A 15,532-nucleotide genomic window follows, 5' to 3' on the forward strand; every position below is an offset into this window, starting at 1 on the left:
AGACCGTCATTGGCCAGTTGGTAGATCGCTTTAATATCCAAAAAGTAAGAGCAAAAGATTTATGGCATTTATCACATCGCTTTATCAGAAAGATTCTGTCACACACCGTCTGCGTTGTTTTGAATAAAAAGCTTGGCCATTCGCCAATTCAACTCGAAAAACTCATTTTAAGTTGAGATTGGCATATAATTTATATAAACTAATACTTAAAAAATATTAATAAAATTTTATTGAAACTTAAGTTCATATTTTTACTGTGATTATAAATTTCAAGCCCTGCAGCATATATTAGCAGGACTACACAGTCATCCAGAAAGCTTTGCAATTCGACTGAGAATAGATTATTTTTCACTCAATTTATAGCACTTTGCTATTGGCTGTACTCCCAAATTTTCTCCTAAGTTGAAGGTATTTTCATGTTAAAGATGACTGATGTTCTTGAACAGAATCTTGTTCAAAACTTCGCCAATGCTTTAGTTCATTCAGCTGATCAAATCTCTGAACAGCTTAATCAAGCTATTTTAAGTGCCTCTGACTCAGCGCTTAAAGATGTTGTGGTTCAGTTCTTTAACCGTGTTGATGCAACTGAAACTGCCGCAGCCTTAGAAATTCCGGCAGATCGCATTGTCGCCCTGCAACAAGGTATTGCGCTCAAAGATGAACAATACTTGGCAGATACCGTGAAAGTTGTAGCGCTTTGTCTGGCAATGGAAACCGGTGGCTTAGATCAAGTCGAAGTCTATGACTGCCTTCAAGACTATCCGGTCTAAATTGAACCAACCCCAAAAAAGCGATGCAGATGTATCGCTTTTTTTATACTTATTCATTTATCTTACGCGAATTTCAACTTTCTAGACTATTGAAATAAAAAGGACATAACACAATTTAGATTTCGACCAAGAAAACTACCTCGTGTTATGTCCATTTACGAATTTATCATTTCTGTGTATTTATTCATAGATTCTTGCTATTCACTTATCGTCACAAAGCCATTAAGAACGAGAGGATTTCCTCCAGCTTTAACCGATATTGAAATAATGACTATACAAATTGTAGGTAAATTTTTAGGATTGGATTCTGATAAAAATATCTGGAAATATTTTAAACACAATTACTTAGACTGGTTTCCAAAATTAGGTTCTTATCCTAATTTCTGTAAACACTATGCAAATTTATGGCAAGTCAATCAGCAAATTATGACCAAGATTAGAAAAACCTTTATGCACGATAATATTCATTTTATTGATGGTTTTCCTATTCCTGTTTGTCGCTATGCTCGAGCAAAAAAACATAGAAATTTTAAAACCGATGCTGGCTTCAGTTATTGTGCAGCTAAACAAGAAAAATATTATGGTTTTAAAGGACATATTGTGATTAATTTCCCAGGAATGATTACAGATTATACTTTTGCTCCAGCAAACTGCGATGAACGAGATGTTGCACCTGAAATTACACAGAATATTCATGGTTTGCTTGGCGCTGATAAAGGGTATTTAAGACCTGAACTAAAAAAATATTATGATTTACAGTCTGTTGACTTACAAACACCATTTAGAAAAAATATGGTTGATCATCGACCGAAAGAAGCTATGAGAATACTAATGAATGCCCGAAGGAAAATTGAAACAGTTATAGGACAACTAACAGCGCAGTTTAATATACAAAAAGTCAGGGCTAGAGATCTATGGCATTTATCTCATCGTATCACTCGAAAAATTCTTTCACATACAATTTCAGTCGTTTTAAATTCTCAATTAGGTAGTCCTCCTTTACAGTTGGAAAACTTAATTAAAAGTTGAGAGTGGCGTTTATCTTGATGCAATTTATTTTCTATATTTATTGCCTTGTTTTACATAAAATTCAGCTTATTCGGTTTGATGCTAGATTTTAAAGAATTTCATATAAGTTTTCCTTAGTTAGTAACCCTACTAATTTTTTTATAATTTCAAACACTTAAATAAGATTTTTTAAATATTTTATTTTTTGATTTTCTTATCTGTTTTTCTCTTTTGCATCTTCACTCAACACCCGCTATTTATGTCGAAAAATTCATTATGATGACTTTGAGATAAGCATGAAAAAAATATTGATCTCCACAAGATTGGTGGTACTGACAGTTTCTTCTTCCCTGATCAGTGGTATAACGTTCGCAGCCATTCCGGCAGAGCTAAAACTGGATTATGCTTATTATGCTCCGACCAGTCTGGTGCTAAAAGAGCAAAAACTTTTAGAAAAAGCACTTCCGAAAACACAAATCAAATGGGTATTTAGCCAAGGCAGTAATCGTTCTCTAGAGTATTTAAACAGTGGCAGTGTCGATTTTGCTTCGACTGCAGGTTTGGCTGCCGTCCTCAGTCGTGCCAATGGCAGCCCGATTAAAACTGTATATGTACAAAGCCAACCAGAGTGGACTGCACTGGTCGTTGCAAAAGACTCGCCGATAAAATCCCTGAAAGACCTAAAAGGTAAAAAAATTGCAGCAACCAAAGGTACCGATCCATTCCTGTTCACTTTGCAAGCTCTGGATACTGTCGGCCTCAGTAAAGGTGATGTTCAACTGGTACATTTACAGCATCCGGATGGTAAAACCGCACTAGAACGTAAACAGATCGATGCCTGGGCTGGCTTAGATCCACTAATGGCCTCTGCACAAGTACAGTCAGGTGCCAAACTGCTATATCGCAATGTGGGCTTTAATTCTTATAGCGTTTTAAGTGTAAAGGAAAACTTTGCCAAACAAAGCCCGGAAGCAATTGAAGCCGTGCTTAAAGCCTATGAACAGGCACGCCAATGGGCCAAAGCCAATCCGGACAAACTGGCTGAACTTTTGGCACGTGAAACAAAACTGCCATTAAACGTTGTCAAACTGCAGCTCAGCCGCACCAATCTTGATCAAAATATCCCTAATACCAAACATATTAAGGCCTTACAAAAAGCTGGCACGATTCTGACCGAAGAAAATCTGGTGCGTAAAGGCACCAATGTCAATCAAGTGGTGTCCAAGCTGCTTGAGGCAAAATATGCACAAAAGGTTGTGAGCAAATAATGGCTTTACCTAAAAGCATCTCGGAACAACTCGTGCAGCATCAAGCCCACAAGTCGATTTTTCTGTCGCGCAGTTTTTCGATCCTGAAAGGTCTGGCACTCCCTGTCATTTTAATCGTTCTATGTGAATTACTGGTTCGCAGCGGTGTTATTGAACCTTATCTGTTGCCTGCACCGAGTAGTCTGCTTCAGTCTTTGGCTGAACTGGTAGAAGGCGATTTATGGCAACATATCGGAGTCAGTACCTGGCGGGTAATTTGGGGCTTTGCGATCGGGAGTGGTCTAGGATTAATCTTTGCCATTTTCGTGGGTCTGAATAAACAGGCAGAAGAGTTTCTGGAACCCTCCTTCTCTGCAATTAAATCGATTCCAAGTTTGGCCTGGATTCCCCTGCTACTGCTTTGGTTGGGGATTGATGAAGCCTCAAAAATTACCTTAATTGCGATTGGTGCTTTCTTTCCCACCTATACCAATACTGTGGCGGCCATTCAGGGCGTCGATCGTAAACTGATTGAAGTAGCACGAGTGTATCGTCTGAAATACTGGCAGCAGATTCAGCAAATTGTTTTGCCGGCTGCGTCCCCGGGCATACTGACAGGTTTAAGGAATAGCTTAAGTCTGTCCTGGATGTTTATGATTGCTGCAGAACTGATTGCAGCAACACAAGGTATCGGCTATTTACTCAGTGATGGCCGGGAAACATCCAGACCCGATATCGTGATTATTGCGATTATTTTATTGGCAATTTTAGGAAAAATTACAGATAAGCTAATGAAAATACTGGAAACTCGATTACTACGTTGGCGTGATGTGATTAAAAGCAAATAAAGTGAAAGGCAACTAAAAAAGCGACCAAATCGGTCGCTCTTTTCATAAAGAAGGATTAAAAATTAATGCGGCCACTGACCCAAAGTCACCCGATCATTACCGCCATAATCTTTTACGGTACGGACCTTTTTATAACCGGCCTGCTTAAATAGATGCTGCACGGCATCAGCCTGATCATAACCATGCTCAAGCACCACCCAGCCATTGACGGTTAAATGCTTTTTGGCCTGAATAATAATGTCTTCCAAATCAGCCAAGCCCTTTTTATCCGCAACCAGTGCACGTTGCGGCTCGGTCGCCAGATGCTGCATATGTGCATCATCCGGATCGATATACGGCGGATTTGAAGCAATCACATCAAAGAACTGACGGCCAAATGGTTTCAACCACGAACCCAGAACGAATTCTACATTCTCAATATCATGTTGTTCTGCATTATATTTGGCTACTTCAAGCGTAGGCGCATAAATATCTGATGCAACAATCACCCATTCAGGACGCTCCGATGCAAGCGATAAGGCAATTGCACCTGTGCCTGTACCCAAATCCACCACACGGGCATCTTCAGGCAAATCTAACTTTAACACGGTTTCAACCAGCACTTCAGTATCAGGACGCGGCACCAACGTATCTTTGCTGACTTTCAGATCCAAAGTCCAGAATGGTTGTGAACCGGTGACATAAGCCAAAGGTTCACCGGCAGCAATTCGTGCCAGACCATCCTTATAAGCTTGTTCCTGCTCAGGCGTCAATTCCTGATCTTTTTTCATCAACAGATCAAATGAATCAATCTTGGTGATGTGTTCCAGCAACCAGGCATTTTCCTGACGTTCGTAACTCTCGGCTTCGCCGCGTAAAGCCAGCGCTTGTAAAATATTCATTATCCACCATTCTGCTGTGCAAGCATGGCCAACTGATCGGCCTGATATTCGCGATGCAGGCTGTCCAGCAATTCGGTCAAATCACCTTCCATGACCGCATCCAGCTTGTATAAAGTCAGGTTAATGCGGTGGTCGGTCATACGACCTTGAGGGTAATTATAGGTACGAATACGTTCTGAACGATCCCCTGAACCAACCAGATCACGACGCATTTCAGAGGTTGCAGCATCGGCAGCAGCCCGTTTGGCATTTTCTAAACGAGACACCAAAAGTGCCATCGCTTTGGCTTTGTTTTTGTGTTGCGAACGTTCATCCTGACACTCCACTACCGTGCCTGTCGGTAAATGGGTAATACGTACCGCAGAATCAGTTTTGTTAATATGCTGACCACCAGCACCTGAGGCACGGTAAGTATCAATCCGCAAATCCGAGGAATTGATTTCTACCGAAGTATCGACATCGACTTCCGGTAAGATCGCAACGGTACAAGCAGACGTATGTACACGACCTTGCGATTCGGTTGCTGGCACACGTTGTACACGATGCGCACCACTCTCAAACTTCAAGCGACCATATACACCGTCACCATTGATCAGGCAAATCACTTCTTTATAACCGCCGTGTTCACCTTCATTTTCTGACAGGATTTCAATACGCCAGCCTTGATTTTCTGCATATTTACTATACATGCGATACAGATCACCCGAGAAAATCGCTGCTTCATCGCCGCCGGTTCCGGCACGAATTTCCAGATAAGCAGAGTTGGCATCATTTGGATCTTTTGGAATCATCAGAATATTCAGGTCTGATTCAAGCGCTTCAATCAAAGCTTTATTTTCTTTGATTTCCTCTTGTGCCATTTCCTTAAAGTCCGGGTCCGACAACATGGCCTGAGCTGTTTCAATATCTTCTTCAGCCTGTCTGTACTTGCTCCAAACGCTGGTGATTTCTGTCAGGTCATTATGCTCACGCGACAGCTGACGAAAACGTTTATTGTCTGAAATTACTTCTATATCAGCCAATAATGCTGTCAGCTCTTCGTGGCGGTCAGAGAGTTGGTCTAATCGTAAACGTAACGATTCTTTCATTTTTTAAAAAATCTCAAAACATAGGCTGCAACTAAAAACCGATTTAGCACAGCGAAATCAAAAAATTGCGCCTAGTTTAACGATTCTGGCTTCTAATGAACATCATTATTGAGTAAGTCCACGCCGCTATCATTCTCTCTCGGCAGCATTTGTTAACAAATAAGATTAAAAATAGTGGAATTGCCTTTTTTATAATCGATCTTATGCTTATTTCTTGCAGATTTTACAATTCATCAAATAAAGCAGTAAATTATGGAGAAACATCTTCATATTATTCTGGGCATGATTTGTTACATTTTCCACATCGAAATAAATACAGTCCTGTTAATGGACACGGAGTGATGACATGAAACTCAACGCACTTTTAATGAGTACAGTTTTAGCTGCTGGTTCAATGATGGCGGTAAATGCACATGCAGACAGTACAGCACGTGTTGCAGCAGCAAGTGCCTTAGGTAGTGTTGCAGGTACAGCCCTAGGTAAAAACATGGGCGGCAATACTGGTGCTACACTTGGCGCAGCCTTAGGTGGTGCAGGCGGCGCAGCAGTGGCAAGTAGCAAAAAGAACCGTACTGAATCTGCAATCGGTGGTGCTTTGGGTGGCGGTGCAGGTTATACCGTAGGTAAAAACATGGGCGGCAGCAATGGCGGTTATATCGGTTCAGCCTTGGGTGCTGCCGGTGGTGCTGCATTAGGTAACAAGATTTCCAAAGACAAAACTGCAGAAAAAGCCAAATCACGCCACTACAAGAAAAAACGTCATTACCGTTATAACTGATCAATGCGTTAGACCTCAGACATTTGTCATTAAGAGCACCTTCGGGTGCTTTTTTTATGCTTTTCAAACACAGTCAAATTCATGTAATACATAAAATTATTCACTCAAAATCATGAATAAATTAAGGAGATAAAAATCACAATTCGTCAACACGGCCTTCATGCTGTTTGACGCTTGCTAGATTAAATTGATCTTATCAACAAATACAGCTAGATATACGAAAAGGTGTACTCATGAACTATAAATCTCTAATGATCGCTGTTGTAGCAACCTCAGCCATGGGTATGACAGCAGCCAATGCCGGTAATACCACCAATACAGCTTTAGCTTCAGCACTTGGTGGTGTGGTTGGTGCAGCCGTGGGTAATAAAATGGGTGGTACAACCGGTGCAACCATCGGTTCTGCGATTGGTGGTGGTGCTGGTGCAGCTGTTGCGGCAAACAAACGTGACCGTAATGGTGCGATTATCGGTGGTGCCCTCGGTGGTGGTGCGGGTTATGCAGTCGGCCGAAACATGGCGGGTACCAATGGCGGTTATATCGGTGCAGCACTAGGTTCTGCGGGTGGTTCAGCACTGGGTAAAAAAGTCAGTGAGGATCGCCGTTATGATGACCGCTATGACCGTCGCTACAGTTCAAAAAACTACCGCACGAATGACTATCGTTACAACAACCGTCGTCGTTAAGGCTGCACTCTCTAAGCTTCCCTCCTTAAATAAGCATCTTCGGATGCTTATTTTTTTGCCTGTTATTTTCGTTTACACTTATATCGATTTTTTTCGATATACAAATACAATGCAAAGTCGTATGCTTTTAGTCATGTCTATTTAAGAGTAATACGATGCGTACACTTAACGATACCCGGTTCTCTATCCTCGAACTGGTTCCTGTTCGTGACGATAAGACTATTCAATTCGCGCTGAACCACGCGCTGGAGCTTGCCCAGGCAGCAGAACAACTGGGTTATAGCCGAATGTGGCTGGCAGAACATCACAATATGGATGGCATTGCCAGTTCAGCCACAGCCGTTCTTTTAGGCTATTTACTGGCGAACACCAAAAGCTTAACTTTAGGCTCAGGCGGGATTATGCTCCCGAATCATGCGCCGCTGGTGGTGGCTGAGCAATTCGGAACTTTAGCGACCTTATATCCAGATCGTGTTGAACTCGGTCTGGGCCGTGCTCCTGGAACTGACCAGATGACCATGCGTGCCCTGCGCCGTGGCCGTCAGGAAACTGAAGATCAGTTCCCGCAAGATATTCTGGAAATTTTGCAATATTTTAAAGATCCAGAGCCGAATCAGCGTATTGTTGCGACTCCCGGTCAAAGCACGCATGTTCCGGTCTGGCTACTCGGATCGAGTCTGTTCAGTGCACAACTTGCAGCAAAACTTGGCCTGCCTTATTCTTTTGCTTCACATTTTGCCCCGCGTATGCTCGGTCAGGCGATTCAGCTGTATCGTGAAAACTTCGAGCCTTCCGAATACTTGGATCGACCTTATGTTTCAATGGGTGTACCGACCTGTGTGGCAGATAGCGATGAAGAAGCAGAATATCTGGCGACCAGTGCCTATCAGCGGGTTTTGTCATTGATTCGTGGTCAGACCTTAAAACTGAAAGCGCCGATAGATTCAATGGACGGTCTATGGTCACCTGCGGAAAAAATGTCAGTCGATAATTTCTTTGCCATGGCACAGGTCGGCTCCAAAGCAACTGTGAAAGCTGGGCTGGAATCACTTTTAGCCAGATATGATGTTGATGAGTTTATCTTCACTTGTGACATCTATGACACTGACAAGCGTCTGCATAACTTTGAGCTGTTGATGCAGCTTAAAAACGGGCAATAAATGAAAGCGACATCTACCTATTCTCAGCAATGGGTAGATGTTGTATAACTTTCAAATAAAATAGCAACAACCTGTTTAACGCCTTCATCCAAACTTTTCCCACTTAATTTCTTCTCTTTTACTTAACACCACCGCTTTTTAATCATATTTATCTCCCCTGACTTAGAAAAAATAAGCCGCTGTATTTCTGTCAAATAGATGACTGTCTAAGTCAAATTTTCTCCTTTACCCTGCTTCTGGTTTTTGTTTATATCTAGGACAAAGAAAATCAATTATTAAATAAATTCAAGGAAGTCTAATGGCCACCAAGCAAGATCTACACGTTGGCATTTTTGAAAATTATCCCGAACATTTCCAGCTGTTTACCGGAATAAAAATCGCTTCTTCCGAGCTTATGAAACTGGATTATTCAAACAAAGATATTGCAATTATTGGCACAGACCAGTTTACCGTTACCCAGCTGGATAAAATTAGCCAGCATGCCGGTTCGGTGAAAGTTTTTCAGATTAATCCTGCTTTTGTGCTACCAGGTTCAGACCGCATTCTGCAACGCATTATTAATCATCCTTTAATTGGTAAAAATCGCCGTCTATTTAACAACCGGATTAAGAGTCTGCTTTCCCTCAGATTTCTGGAAAATCAGGTACAAAACCTGTGGTTAAGACGCCAGTTAATGCCAAATCTTGCATCTTCTCCTAACACCTATCTCAAGTCAGATCATTATTATGCCGCGCTACAGCGGGAAAATTGCCAGCTGATTACCTGGCCAATCCTAAAAATTACTGAAAACAGTATTTGCTGTATCAATGGAGATCAGCATCAGGTCGATATTATTATTCATACTTATTTAGCAGAAGAATAAGCTACGTTGGCAACTCAACATGAAAAATTGATGAAATCTAGAACTCTAAACCCAGGATCAATAGTGTACTTATTCAACAAATTGATTAAATAACGCTCTTTTGTATTTTTAATTATGATACTTGATATTTTTTAAATTTATAAAAACCATACATTATTTCTATAAATAAGCACTTATTGGTATTTTTTAGCTATAAAACAGAGCCAAATCAAAGTTTGGCTCTGTTTGGCTTTTTAGCCAATTCGACGTTTTAAACCCGTCATTTGCAAGACACGTGTCGAGATTTCTTCAATCGACATTTCAGAGACATTCAGGTACTTGATTCCTTCCGAAATGTAGATTCCTTCAATGGCACGCAGCTCCATCTGGCACTGGCTAAAGCTGGCATAACGACTATTGGCCTTACGTTCAGTGCGAATCGCGACGAGACGGTCTGCATCAATCATCAGGCCAAACAGCTTGTTTTTATGCGGGCGCAGTACCGCTGGCAAGCGATTATCATCCAGATCTTCTTCTGTTAGTGGATAGTTGGCCACCCGAATACCAAATTGCAAAGACAAATAAATGGAGGTGGGTGTTTTACCCGAACGCGACACCCCAATCAGAATCAGATCGGCTTTATCATAATGACGCGTACGCGCGCCATCATCATTGTCCAAGGCAAAGTGTACCGCATCGATACGGGCTTTATAGGAGGCAGTATCAGTCACCGCATGGGTTTGACCGACTAAAGTTGTAGGCAACACCTGCAACTCATCCGACAACTTGCTAATAAGCCCTTCAAATACATCAAGATTTACGGCATTTGCGGTATTAATAATCTCCCGCACATAAGGGTCGACTAAAGTATCAAAAACCAGTGGTTTTTCACCGTCTTGCAGAGCACGCGCATTGATCTCTGCAACCACACTGGTTGCGGCTTCTTCAGAGCTAATATAAGGGATAATATGAATGTCAAACTTTACATTTGGAAACTGCGCTAATAGTGAGTGTCCAAGCGTTTCAGCGGTAATTGCCGTGCCATCCGAGATAAAGAAAACACTACGCTGAATTTGTTTACCTTCTGACATTAAAATTCTCCTCCACCATTTGTCTTAGTGCTATATAATCTTTATAGTAAACCGATCTTACATGACTGTCGCTTAGTAAAATCAAAAACCTAGATGATTTGCTATACTCTCATGCCAAGATAGTGATTAATACTGCAAAAGTGGAGTAACAACTTTGGAAGCGCGCGTAATTGGTCTGGAAAAATTAGGGAAGCACGACGTTGAACTCGTGGGTGGGAAAAACTCATCCTTGGGCGAAATGATCAGCCACTTATCCAATGCTGGTGTATCGGTGCCAGGTGGCTTTGCAACTACAGCTGAAGCATATCGTGAATTTCTCGAGCAAAGTGGCCTAAACGCTAAAATTAATGCAGAGCTTGCAGCACTGAATGTGGATGATGTGAATGCTCTTGCTGAAACCGGTGCAAAAATCCGCCAATGGATTGTGGATACTCCACTTACCTCTGAATTAGAACAAGAAGTTCGTACAGCATTTGCAGAACTTTCTAACGGCAACCCTGATATCGCGGTTGCCGTTCGTTCATCAGCGACAGCAGAAGATTTACCAGATGCTTCTTTTGCTGGACAGCAAGAAACTTTCTTGAATATTCGCGGTATTGATAACGTGCTTATCGCGATCAAAGAAGTTTTTGCATCTTTATATAATGACCGCGCAATTTCTTATCGTGTCCATCAAAACTTCGCGCATGACGTGGTTGCCCTTTCAGCAGGGATCCAACGTATGGTTCGCTCTGAAACGGGTGCTGCAGGTGTAATGTTTACCCTGGACACTGAATCAGGCTTCCGTGATGCAGTGTTTATTACCGCGTCTTATGGTTTGGGTGAAATGGTCGTTCAAGGTGCAGTCAACCCTGACGAATTCTATATTTCTAAGCCGCTGTTAAATGCAGGCCGACACGCGATTTTACGCCGCAACTTGGGTTCTAAACACCAGAAGATGATTTATGGTGAAGAAGCTTCTGCAGGTAAATCAGTGGTTGTCGTAGATGTAGAAAAAGCTGAGCGTCAACAGTTCGCTCTAAACGACCAAGAACTCCAAGAACTTGCCAAACAAGCGCTGATCATTGAAAACCACTACGGTTCTCCAATGGACATCGAGTGGGCAAAAGATGGCGATGATGGAAAAATCTACATCGTTCAGGCACGCCCTGAAACAGTAAAAAGCCGTGAAAATGTCGGCACCATGGAGCGCTATCTCCTCAAACAACGTGGTACTGTGATCTGTGAAGGTCGCTCAATCGGTCAACGTATCGGTTCTGGTAAAGTCCGTATCGTGACTTCAATCAAAGAAATGGACAAAGTACAAGACGGTGACGTGCTGGTATCTGACATGACTGACCCGGATTGGGAACCAGTGATGAAACGTGCTGCTGCGATTATTACCAACCGTGGTGGTCGTACCTGTCATGCTGCAATCATTGCACGTGAACTTGGTGTTCCTGCGATTGTAGGCTGTGGTAATGCCACTGAAGTACTGGTTGACGGTCAGGAAGTGACTGTGTCTTGCGCTGAAGGTGATACGGGCTTCATCTATGAAGGTGCGCTGGATTTCGAAATCCAAACCAACTCGATCGAATCAATGCCTGCTCTTCCGTTCAAAGTCATGATGAACGTCGGTAACCCGGATCGTGCATTCGACTTCGCGCAAATTCCAAACGAAGGGATTGGTCTTGCACGTTTAGAATTCATCATCAACCGTATGATCGGTGTGCATCCTAAAGCATTGTTGAATATTGACAGCTTGCCACGTGAAACACGTGCTGCTGTGATGGCGCGTACTGCTGGTTATGCTTCTCCAATCGAGTTCTATGTAGAAAAACTGGTTGAAGGTATCTCTACTCTTGCTGCTGCATTTGCAGATAAACCAGTGATCGTGCGTATGTCTGACTTTAAGTCAAATGAATACGCAAACTTGATCGGCGGTAAGTTGTACGAGCCAGAAGAAGAGAACCCGATGCTGGGCTTCCGTGGTGCAAGCCGCTACGTGTCTGACAACTTCCGTGACTGCTTCGAGCTTGAATGCCGTGCATTGAAAAAAGTTCGTGATGAAATGGGCTTAACCAACGTACAGATCATGATTCCATTTGTGCGTACTGTGGCTGAAGCAAAACGTGTGATCGAGTTATTGGAATTGAACGGTCTTAAACGTGGTGAAAATGGTCTTAAAGTGATCATGATGTGTGAATTACCAACCAACGCATTGTTGGCCGATCAATTCCTTGAACACTTCGATGGTTTCTCTATCGGTTCAAACGACCTGACCCAGCTAACGCTTGGTCTAGACCGTGACTCTGGTATCGTATCGCACTTGTTCGACGAACGTGACCCTGCTGTAAAAGCGCTTCTTGCTCTTGCAATCCAGGCATGTCACCGTGCAGGCAAATACGTGGGTATTTGTGGTCAAGGTCCTTCAGACCATCCTGATCTTGCGAAATGGCTCATGGAACAAGGCATTGAGTCTGTATCTTTAAACCCGGATTCAGTCCTGGATACCTGGTTCTTCCTGGCTAAAGAAAAAGTGGCAACTGCATAATAGATTTTAAATAAAAAAAGACCCTTTCGCAGGGTCTTTTTTTTATGGGATGAATATTCTTTTATATTTCAAAACGCTCTTCTGAAAGTTTTAAAAATATAAGTTTTTGTATTTTGTTTCTCCACATTCAAATTGTAATGACAAACAAATGCCAACAGTAAAATCATTTTTAAAGGGCAATAATTAAAGCGAATCGGATATGTTGAATGATGCACTCAAACCACCCGATCCTTGTTACACTGTTTTTGATTTGAAGCATTTTCTTCATAAATAGGATTGAAAATACTCAATTTATCTATAATCTTAACGATAAGATGGTGTTTGTTTTCAAAATAGAATTCAATACAATCTTAATTCAACCTATTATCAGTTCAAATTTATATATTGAGATTCAGTCTATATGCAGATTTACTTGGCACGAAACAATCAACAAGCTGGTCCATATACGCTCGAGCAATTAAATCAAATGCTTGCCAATCAGCAAGTCATGCTAACTGATTTGGCATGGCATCAAGGCATGGCAGAGTGGAAAGCTTTAGGTGAGCTTACCCAGGGAAAATCGGTATATCAACCTGAGGGTTATGTCGCACCAACCGCAACACCTGACACGCCTTTCCAGAACAACCCGCCTATAACAGTGTCTGGTACGCAACCACGCACCCAAGCAACTACGCAAAAAAATACACTTGCCAGTATTCCCAGCCGTATTCTGGCCAAAATTGTAGACGTGTTACTCTGGTTACCAGCGACTTTTATTCTGACTGGATTCTTCACCCCTGAACAGGAAGTCCGCTTTGCAGAATTGAACCAAGAGTTCATGAATGTGATACTCAACAGTGATGCTGATCCTACCATGGCGCAGCAACTGCAAACCCAGATGTTTGAGATGTTTTCTCAACAAGCCTGGATTGCAACTGCGGTCTATTTACTGATCATGCTGGTGATTCAAGCCTACCTTATTGCCAAATCTGGGCAAAGTATTGGCAAAAAAATGACGAAAATCAAAATTGTAGATGCTGAATCTGGTGAGAAAGTTAGCTTATTACGTGCCTTCACCATTCGTAGCGTATTCTTTATATTTCTGAATATCATCTTCATGCCCTTGAGTTTAATGATTGACTGGGCCTTCGGATTGGGTAAAAAACGTCAGACCCTGCACGATAAACTGGCAAAAACTCAAGTGGTAAAACAATAATTTTGAATCACTTAAAATGGGATGATATTCATCCCATTCTTTCTTACATAACTTTGAAATTGAAATAAAATTCCTATAAATATTCCTAAATCCCGAGCAACAAAATCGGTTTTTATTACAGGCATTTAAAGCGGCTTTAGATATAGCTTAGTTCGTCAATCTCAGGCATAATGCCCTACAACGTAGCGGTGTATTATGATTAATAGGATGTTTTGTAAAAATCAGCCTTTTTCGTCATGTGCACTTTAATCGCTATCCCATATTAAATTAGGGAATGGGACTCTTCACCGAGGTTGTAAAATGAGACAAACGATTTTAGCTGTATTGTCTTTATCTGCGATGACTGCACTCTTGACCGGGTGTGGTGGTGATATGGTACTTCTGAACTCTAAAGGTCCAGTTGCAGCAGGTCAAAGTAACCTGATGATGACTGCGATTTACTTAATGCTGTTGGTGGTTATTCCATCAATCATCATGGCATTATGGTTCGGTTGGAAATATCGTGCATCGAATAAAGACGCAGACTATAAACCTACATGGACACACTCTACTGCGATTGAAATTGTGGTATGGGGTATTCCTGTCATTATTATTGGTATTTTAGCTTGGTTAACTTGGTGGGGTTCCCACAAGTATGACCCATACCGTCCAATTGAAGCAGATAAAGCACCATTAACTGTTCAAGTTATTGCTGAACAATTTAAATGGATCTTCATCTATCCTGAGCAAAACATTGCAACAATTAACGAATTGCGTTTCCCAGAGAAAACTCCGGTAAGCCTTCGTATCACGTCTAACTTCACGATGAACTCTTTCTTCATCCCGGCGTTAAGTGGTCAGATTTATGCAATGGCAGGCATGCAAACTCACCTTAACTTCTTAGCTGATGAAACGAGTCCAGCTGAAGGTTATCGTGGTTTCTCTTCAAACTATTCAGGCTATGGCTTCTCACAAATGCGCTTCCGTGCACATTCTGTGACTGATGCTCAATTCGCTGAATGGGTTGCTGCAGTTCAATCAGGTAATGGTACTTCAGTAAATCCTGTTGCAGTTCAAAAAACTGTTTTAGACCAAGCTGAATTTGCGACCTTACGTGACGGCAACCGTTCACAAAAACAAATTGATGCAATGGTTCGTAATGCAAGAACAGATTTAGAGAAACGACTTGCTGAAACTGCACAAGCAGAAGGCCCATATAAGACTCAGCCACATCCTGTGACTTATTATTCTTCTGTCGAGTCTGGTTTGTTTGAATCTGTGATTCACAACTATATGAGTAACTACCACGGTGCTGATCATACAGCTCCTGTAGAAGCTGCAGCGACTGATGCTGTTGCTCAGGAAGCATCTGCTTCTGAAGCTCATGTAGCAGGTGAACATGCGACTGCTTCTCAAGGAGAATAAGA

The 15,532-nt window shown here is 41.9% G+C and carries 14 protein-coding genes and 1 pseudogene; 12 read left to right on the plus strand and 3 right to left on the minus strand.

Annotated elements, in window-relative coordinates:
• The 5 genes and pseudogenes from FTU95_RS09215 to FTU95_RS09235 all read left to right on the plus strand — a co-directional run.
• Positions 1–176: pseudogene (locus FTU95_RS09215) on the plus strand (IS982 family transposase); the annotation flags it as partial.
• A 240-nt stretch (positions 177–416) separates the two neighbouring features.
• A complete protein-coding gene (locus tag FTU95_RS09220; protein WP_100355344.1) occupies positions 417–770 on the plus strand; it encodes a hypothetical protein in 354 nt (117 codons plus the stop codon).
• 147 nt (positions 771–917) lie between these two features.
• A complete protein-coding gene (locus FTU95_RS09225; RefSeq protein ID WP_180078256.1) occupies positions 918–1,799 on the plus strand; it encodes an IS982 family transposase in 882 nt (293 codons plus the stop codon).
• A gap of 275 nt (positions 1,800–2,074) precedes the next feature.
• Positions 2,075–3,046 (plus strand): aliphatic sulfonate ABC transporter substrate-binding protein, encoded by a 972-nt coding sequence (locus FTU95_RS09230; protein WP_100357926.1) that lies wholly within the window; start codon positions 2,075–2,077, stop codon positions 3,044–3,046.
• Positions 3,046–3,873 (plus strand): ABC transporter permease, encoded by an 828-nt coding sequence (locus FTU95_RS09235; protein WP_100357927.1) that lies wholly within the window; start codon positions 3,046–3,048, stop codon positions 3,871–3,873. The genes FTU95_RS09230 and FTU95_RS09235 overlap by 1 nt, the downstream gene beginning before the upstream one ends.
• Positions 3,874–3,935: 62 nt before the next feature.
• Here FTU95_RS09235 and prmC read toward each other — a convergent pair whose 3' ends face one another.
• Complete coding sequence (gene prmC / locus FTU95_RS09240) at positions 3,936–4,754, minus strand: peptide chain release factor N(5)-glutamine methyltransferase (protein WP_005097223.1); 819 nt, start codon at positions 4,752–4,754, stop codon at positions 3,936–3,938.
• Positions 4,754–5,842, minus strand: a complete 1,089-nt coding sequence (gene prfA, locus FTU95_RS09245) for a peptide chain release factor 1 (RefSeq protein ID WP_005097224.1) — start codon at positions 5,840–5,842, stop codon at positions 4,754–4,756. The genes prmC and prfA overlap by 1 nt, the downstream gene beginning before the upstream one ends.
• Before the next feature lie 346 nt (positions 5,843–6,188).
• On the opposite strand from prfA, the gene FTU95_RS09250 reads away from it, so the two are divergent.
• The 4 genes from FTU95_RS09250 (at position 6,189) to FTU95_RS09265 (ending at position 9,328) form a co-directional block, all read left to right on the plus strand.
• Entirely contained in the window at positions 6,189–6,620 is a 432-nt protein-coding gene (locus FTU95_RS09250; protein ID WP_005097225.1) for a glycine zipper 2TM domain-containing protein, read from the plus strand.
• Positions 6,621–6,853: 233 nt separating this feature from the next.
• Positions 6,854–7,306, plus strand: a complete 453-nt coding sequence (locus FTU95_RS09255; RefSeq protein WP_005097226.1) for a hypothetical protein — start codon at positions 6,854–6,856, stop codon at positions 7,304–7,306.
• 155 nt (positions 7,307–7,461) lie between these two features.
• Positions 7,462–8,466, plus strand: a complete 1,005-nt coding sequence (locus FTU95_RS09260; RefSeq protein ID WP_005097228.1) for an LLM class flavin-dependent oxidoreductase — start codon at positions 7,462–7,464, stop codon at positions 8,464–8,466.
• A 298-nt stretch (positions 8,467–8,764) separates the two neighbouring features.
• Positions 8,765–9,328: a flavoprotein gene (locus FTU95_RS09265; RefSeq protein ID WP_180078258.1), complete on the plus strand. Its 564-nt coding sequence runs from the start codon at positions 8,765–8,767 to the stop codon at positions 9,326–9,328.
• 233 nt (positions 9,329–9,561) lie between these two features.
• Here the strand turns inward: FTU95_RS09265 and FTU95_RS09270 are convergent, their stop codons facing one another.
• Entirely contained in the window at positions 9,562–10,398 is an 837-nt protein-coding gene (locus tag FTU95_RS09270; protein ID WP_005097231.1) for a pyruvate, water dikinase regulatory protein, read from the minus strand.
• Between the two features lie 154 nt (positions 10,399–10,552).
• On the opposite strand from FTU95_RS09270, the gene ppsA reads away from it, so the two are divergent.
• The 3 genes from ppsA to cyoA all read left to right on the plus strand — a co-directional run bounded on the left by ppsA (position 10,553) and on the right by cyoA (position 15,530).
• Complete coding sequence (gene ppsA / locus FTU95_RS09275; RefSeq protein WP_005097232.1) at positions 10,553–12,931, plus strand: phosphoenolpyruvate synthase; 2,379 nt, start codon at positions 10,553–10,555, stop codon at positions 12,929–12,931.
• Between the two features lie 400 nt (positions 12,932–13,331).
• Positions 13,332–14,126 carry an RDD family protein gene (locus tag FTU95_RS09280; protein ID WP_005170506.1) on the plus strand — a complete coding sequence of 265 codons (795 nt, stop codon included), beginning with the start codon at positions 13,332–13,334 and terminating at the stop codon, positions 14,124–14,126.
• 300 nt (positions 14,127–14,426) lie between these two features.
• Positions 14,427–15,530 (plus strand): ubiquinol oxidase subunit II, encoded by a 1,104-nt coding sequence (cyoA, locus tag FTU95_RS09285; protein WP_005097235.1) that lies wholly within the window; start codon positions 14,427–14,429, stop codon positions 15,528–15,530.
• Positions 15,531–15,532 lie beyond the last annotated feature (2 nt).

This window comes from Acinetobacter sp. YH12208 (genome assembly GCF_013418055.1).
GTDB lineage: Bacteria > Pseudomonadota > Gammaproteobacteria > Pseudomonadales > Moraxellaceae > Acinetobacter > Acinetobacter pseudolwoffii.

What these genes read in the sequence shown, in the direction of transcription:
- FTU95_RS09220 (WP_100355344.1), top strand. Translation starts at nt 417, where the DNA reads ATGTTAAAGATGACTGATGTTCTTGAACAGAATCTTGTTCAAAACTTC.
- FTU95_RS09225 (WP_180078256.1), top strand. Translation starts at nt 918, where the DNA reads ATGTCCATTTACGAATTTATCATTTCTGTGTATTTATTCATAGATTCT.
- FTU95_RS09230 (WP_100357926.1), top strand. Translation starts at nt 2,075, where the DNA reads ATGAAAAAAATATTGATCTCCACAAGATTGGTGGTACTGACAGTTTCT.
- FTU95_RS09235 (WP_100357927.1), top strand. Translation starts at nt 3,046, where the DNA reads ATGGCTTTACCTAAAAGCATCTCGGAACAACTCGTGCAGCATCAAGCC.
- prmC (WP_005097223.1), bottom strand. Translation starts at nt 4,754, where the DNA reads ATGAATATTTTACAAGCGCTGGCTTTACGCGGCGAAGCCGAGAGTTAC.
- prfA (WP_005097224.1), bottom strand. Translation starts at nt 5,842, where the DNA reads ATGAAAGAATCGTTACGTTTACGATTAGACCAACTCTCTGACCGCCAC.
- FTU95_RS09250 (WP_005097225.1), top strand. Translation starts at nt 6,189, where the DNA reads ATGAAACTCAACGCACTTTTAATGAGTACAGTTTTAGCTGCTGGTTCA.
- FTU95_RS09255 (WP_005097226.1), top strand. Translation starts at nt 6,854, where the DNA reads ATGAACTATAAATCTCTAATGATCGCTGTTGTAGCAACCTCAGCCATG.
- FTU95_RS09260 (WP_005097228.1), top strand. Translation starts at nt 7,462, where the DNA reads ATGCGTACACTTAACGATACCCGGTTCTCTATCCTCGAACTGGTTCCT.
- FTU95_RS09265 (WP_180078258.1), top strand. Translation starts at nt 8,765, where the DNA reads ATGGCCACCAAGCAAGATCTACACGTTGGCATTTTTGAAAATTATCCC.
- FTU95_RS09270 (WP_005097231.1), bottom strand. Translation starts at nt 10,398, where the DNA reads ATGTCAGAAGGTAAACAAATTCAGCGTAGTGTTTTCTTTATCTCGGAT.
- FTU95_RS09280 (WP_005170506.1), top strand. Translation starts at nt 13,332, where the DNA reads ATGCAGATTTACTTGGCACGAAACAATCAACAAGCTGGTCCATATACG.
- cyoA (WP_005097235.1), top strand. Translation starts at nt 14,427, where the DNA reads ATGAGACAAACGATTTTAGCTGTATTGTCTTTATCTGCGATGACTGCA.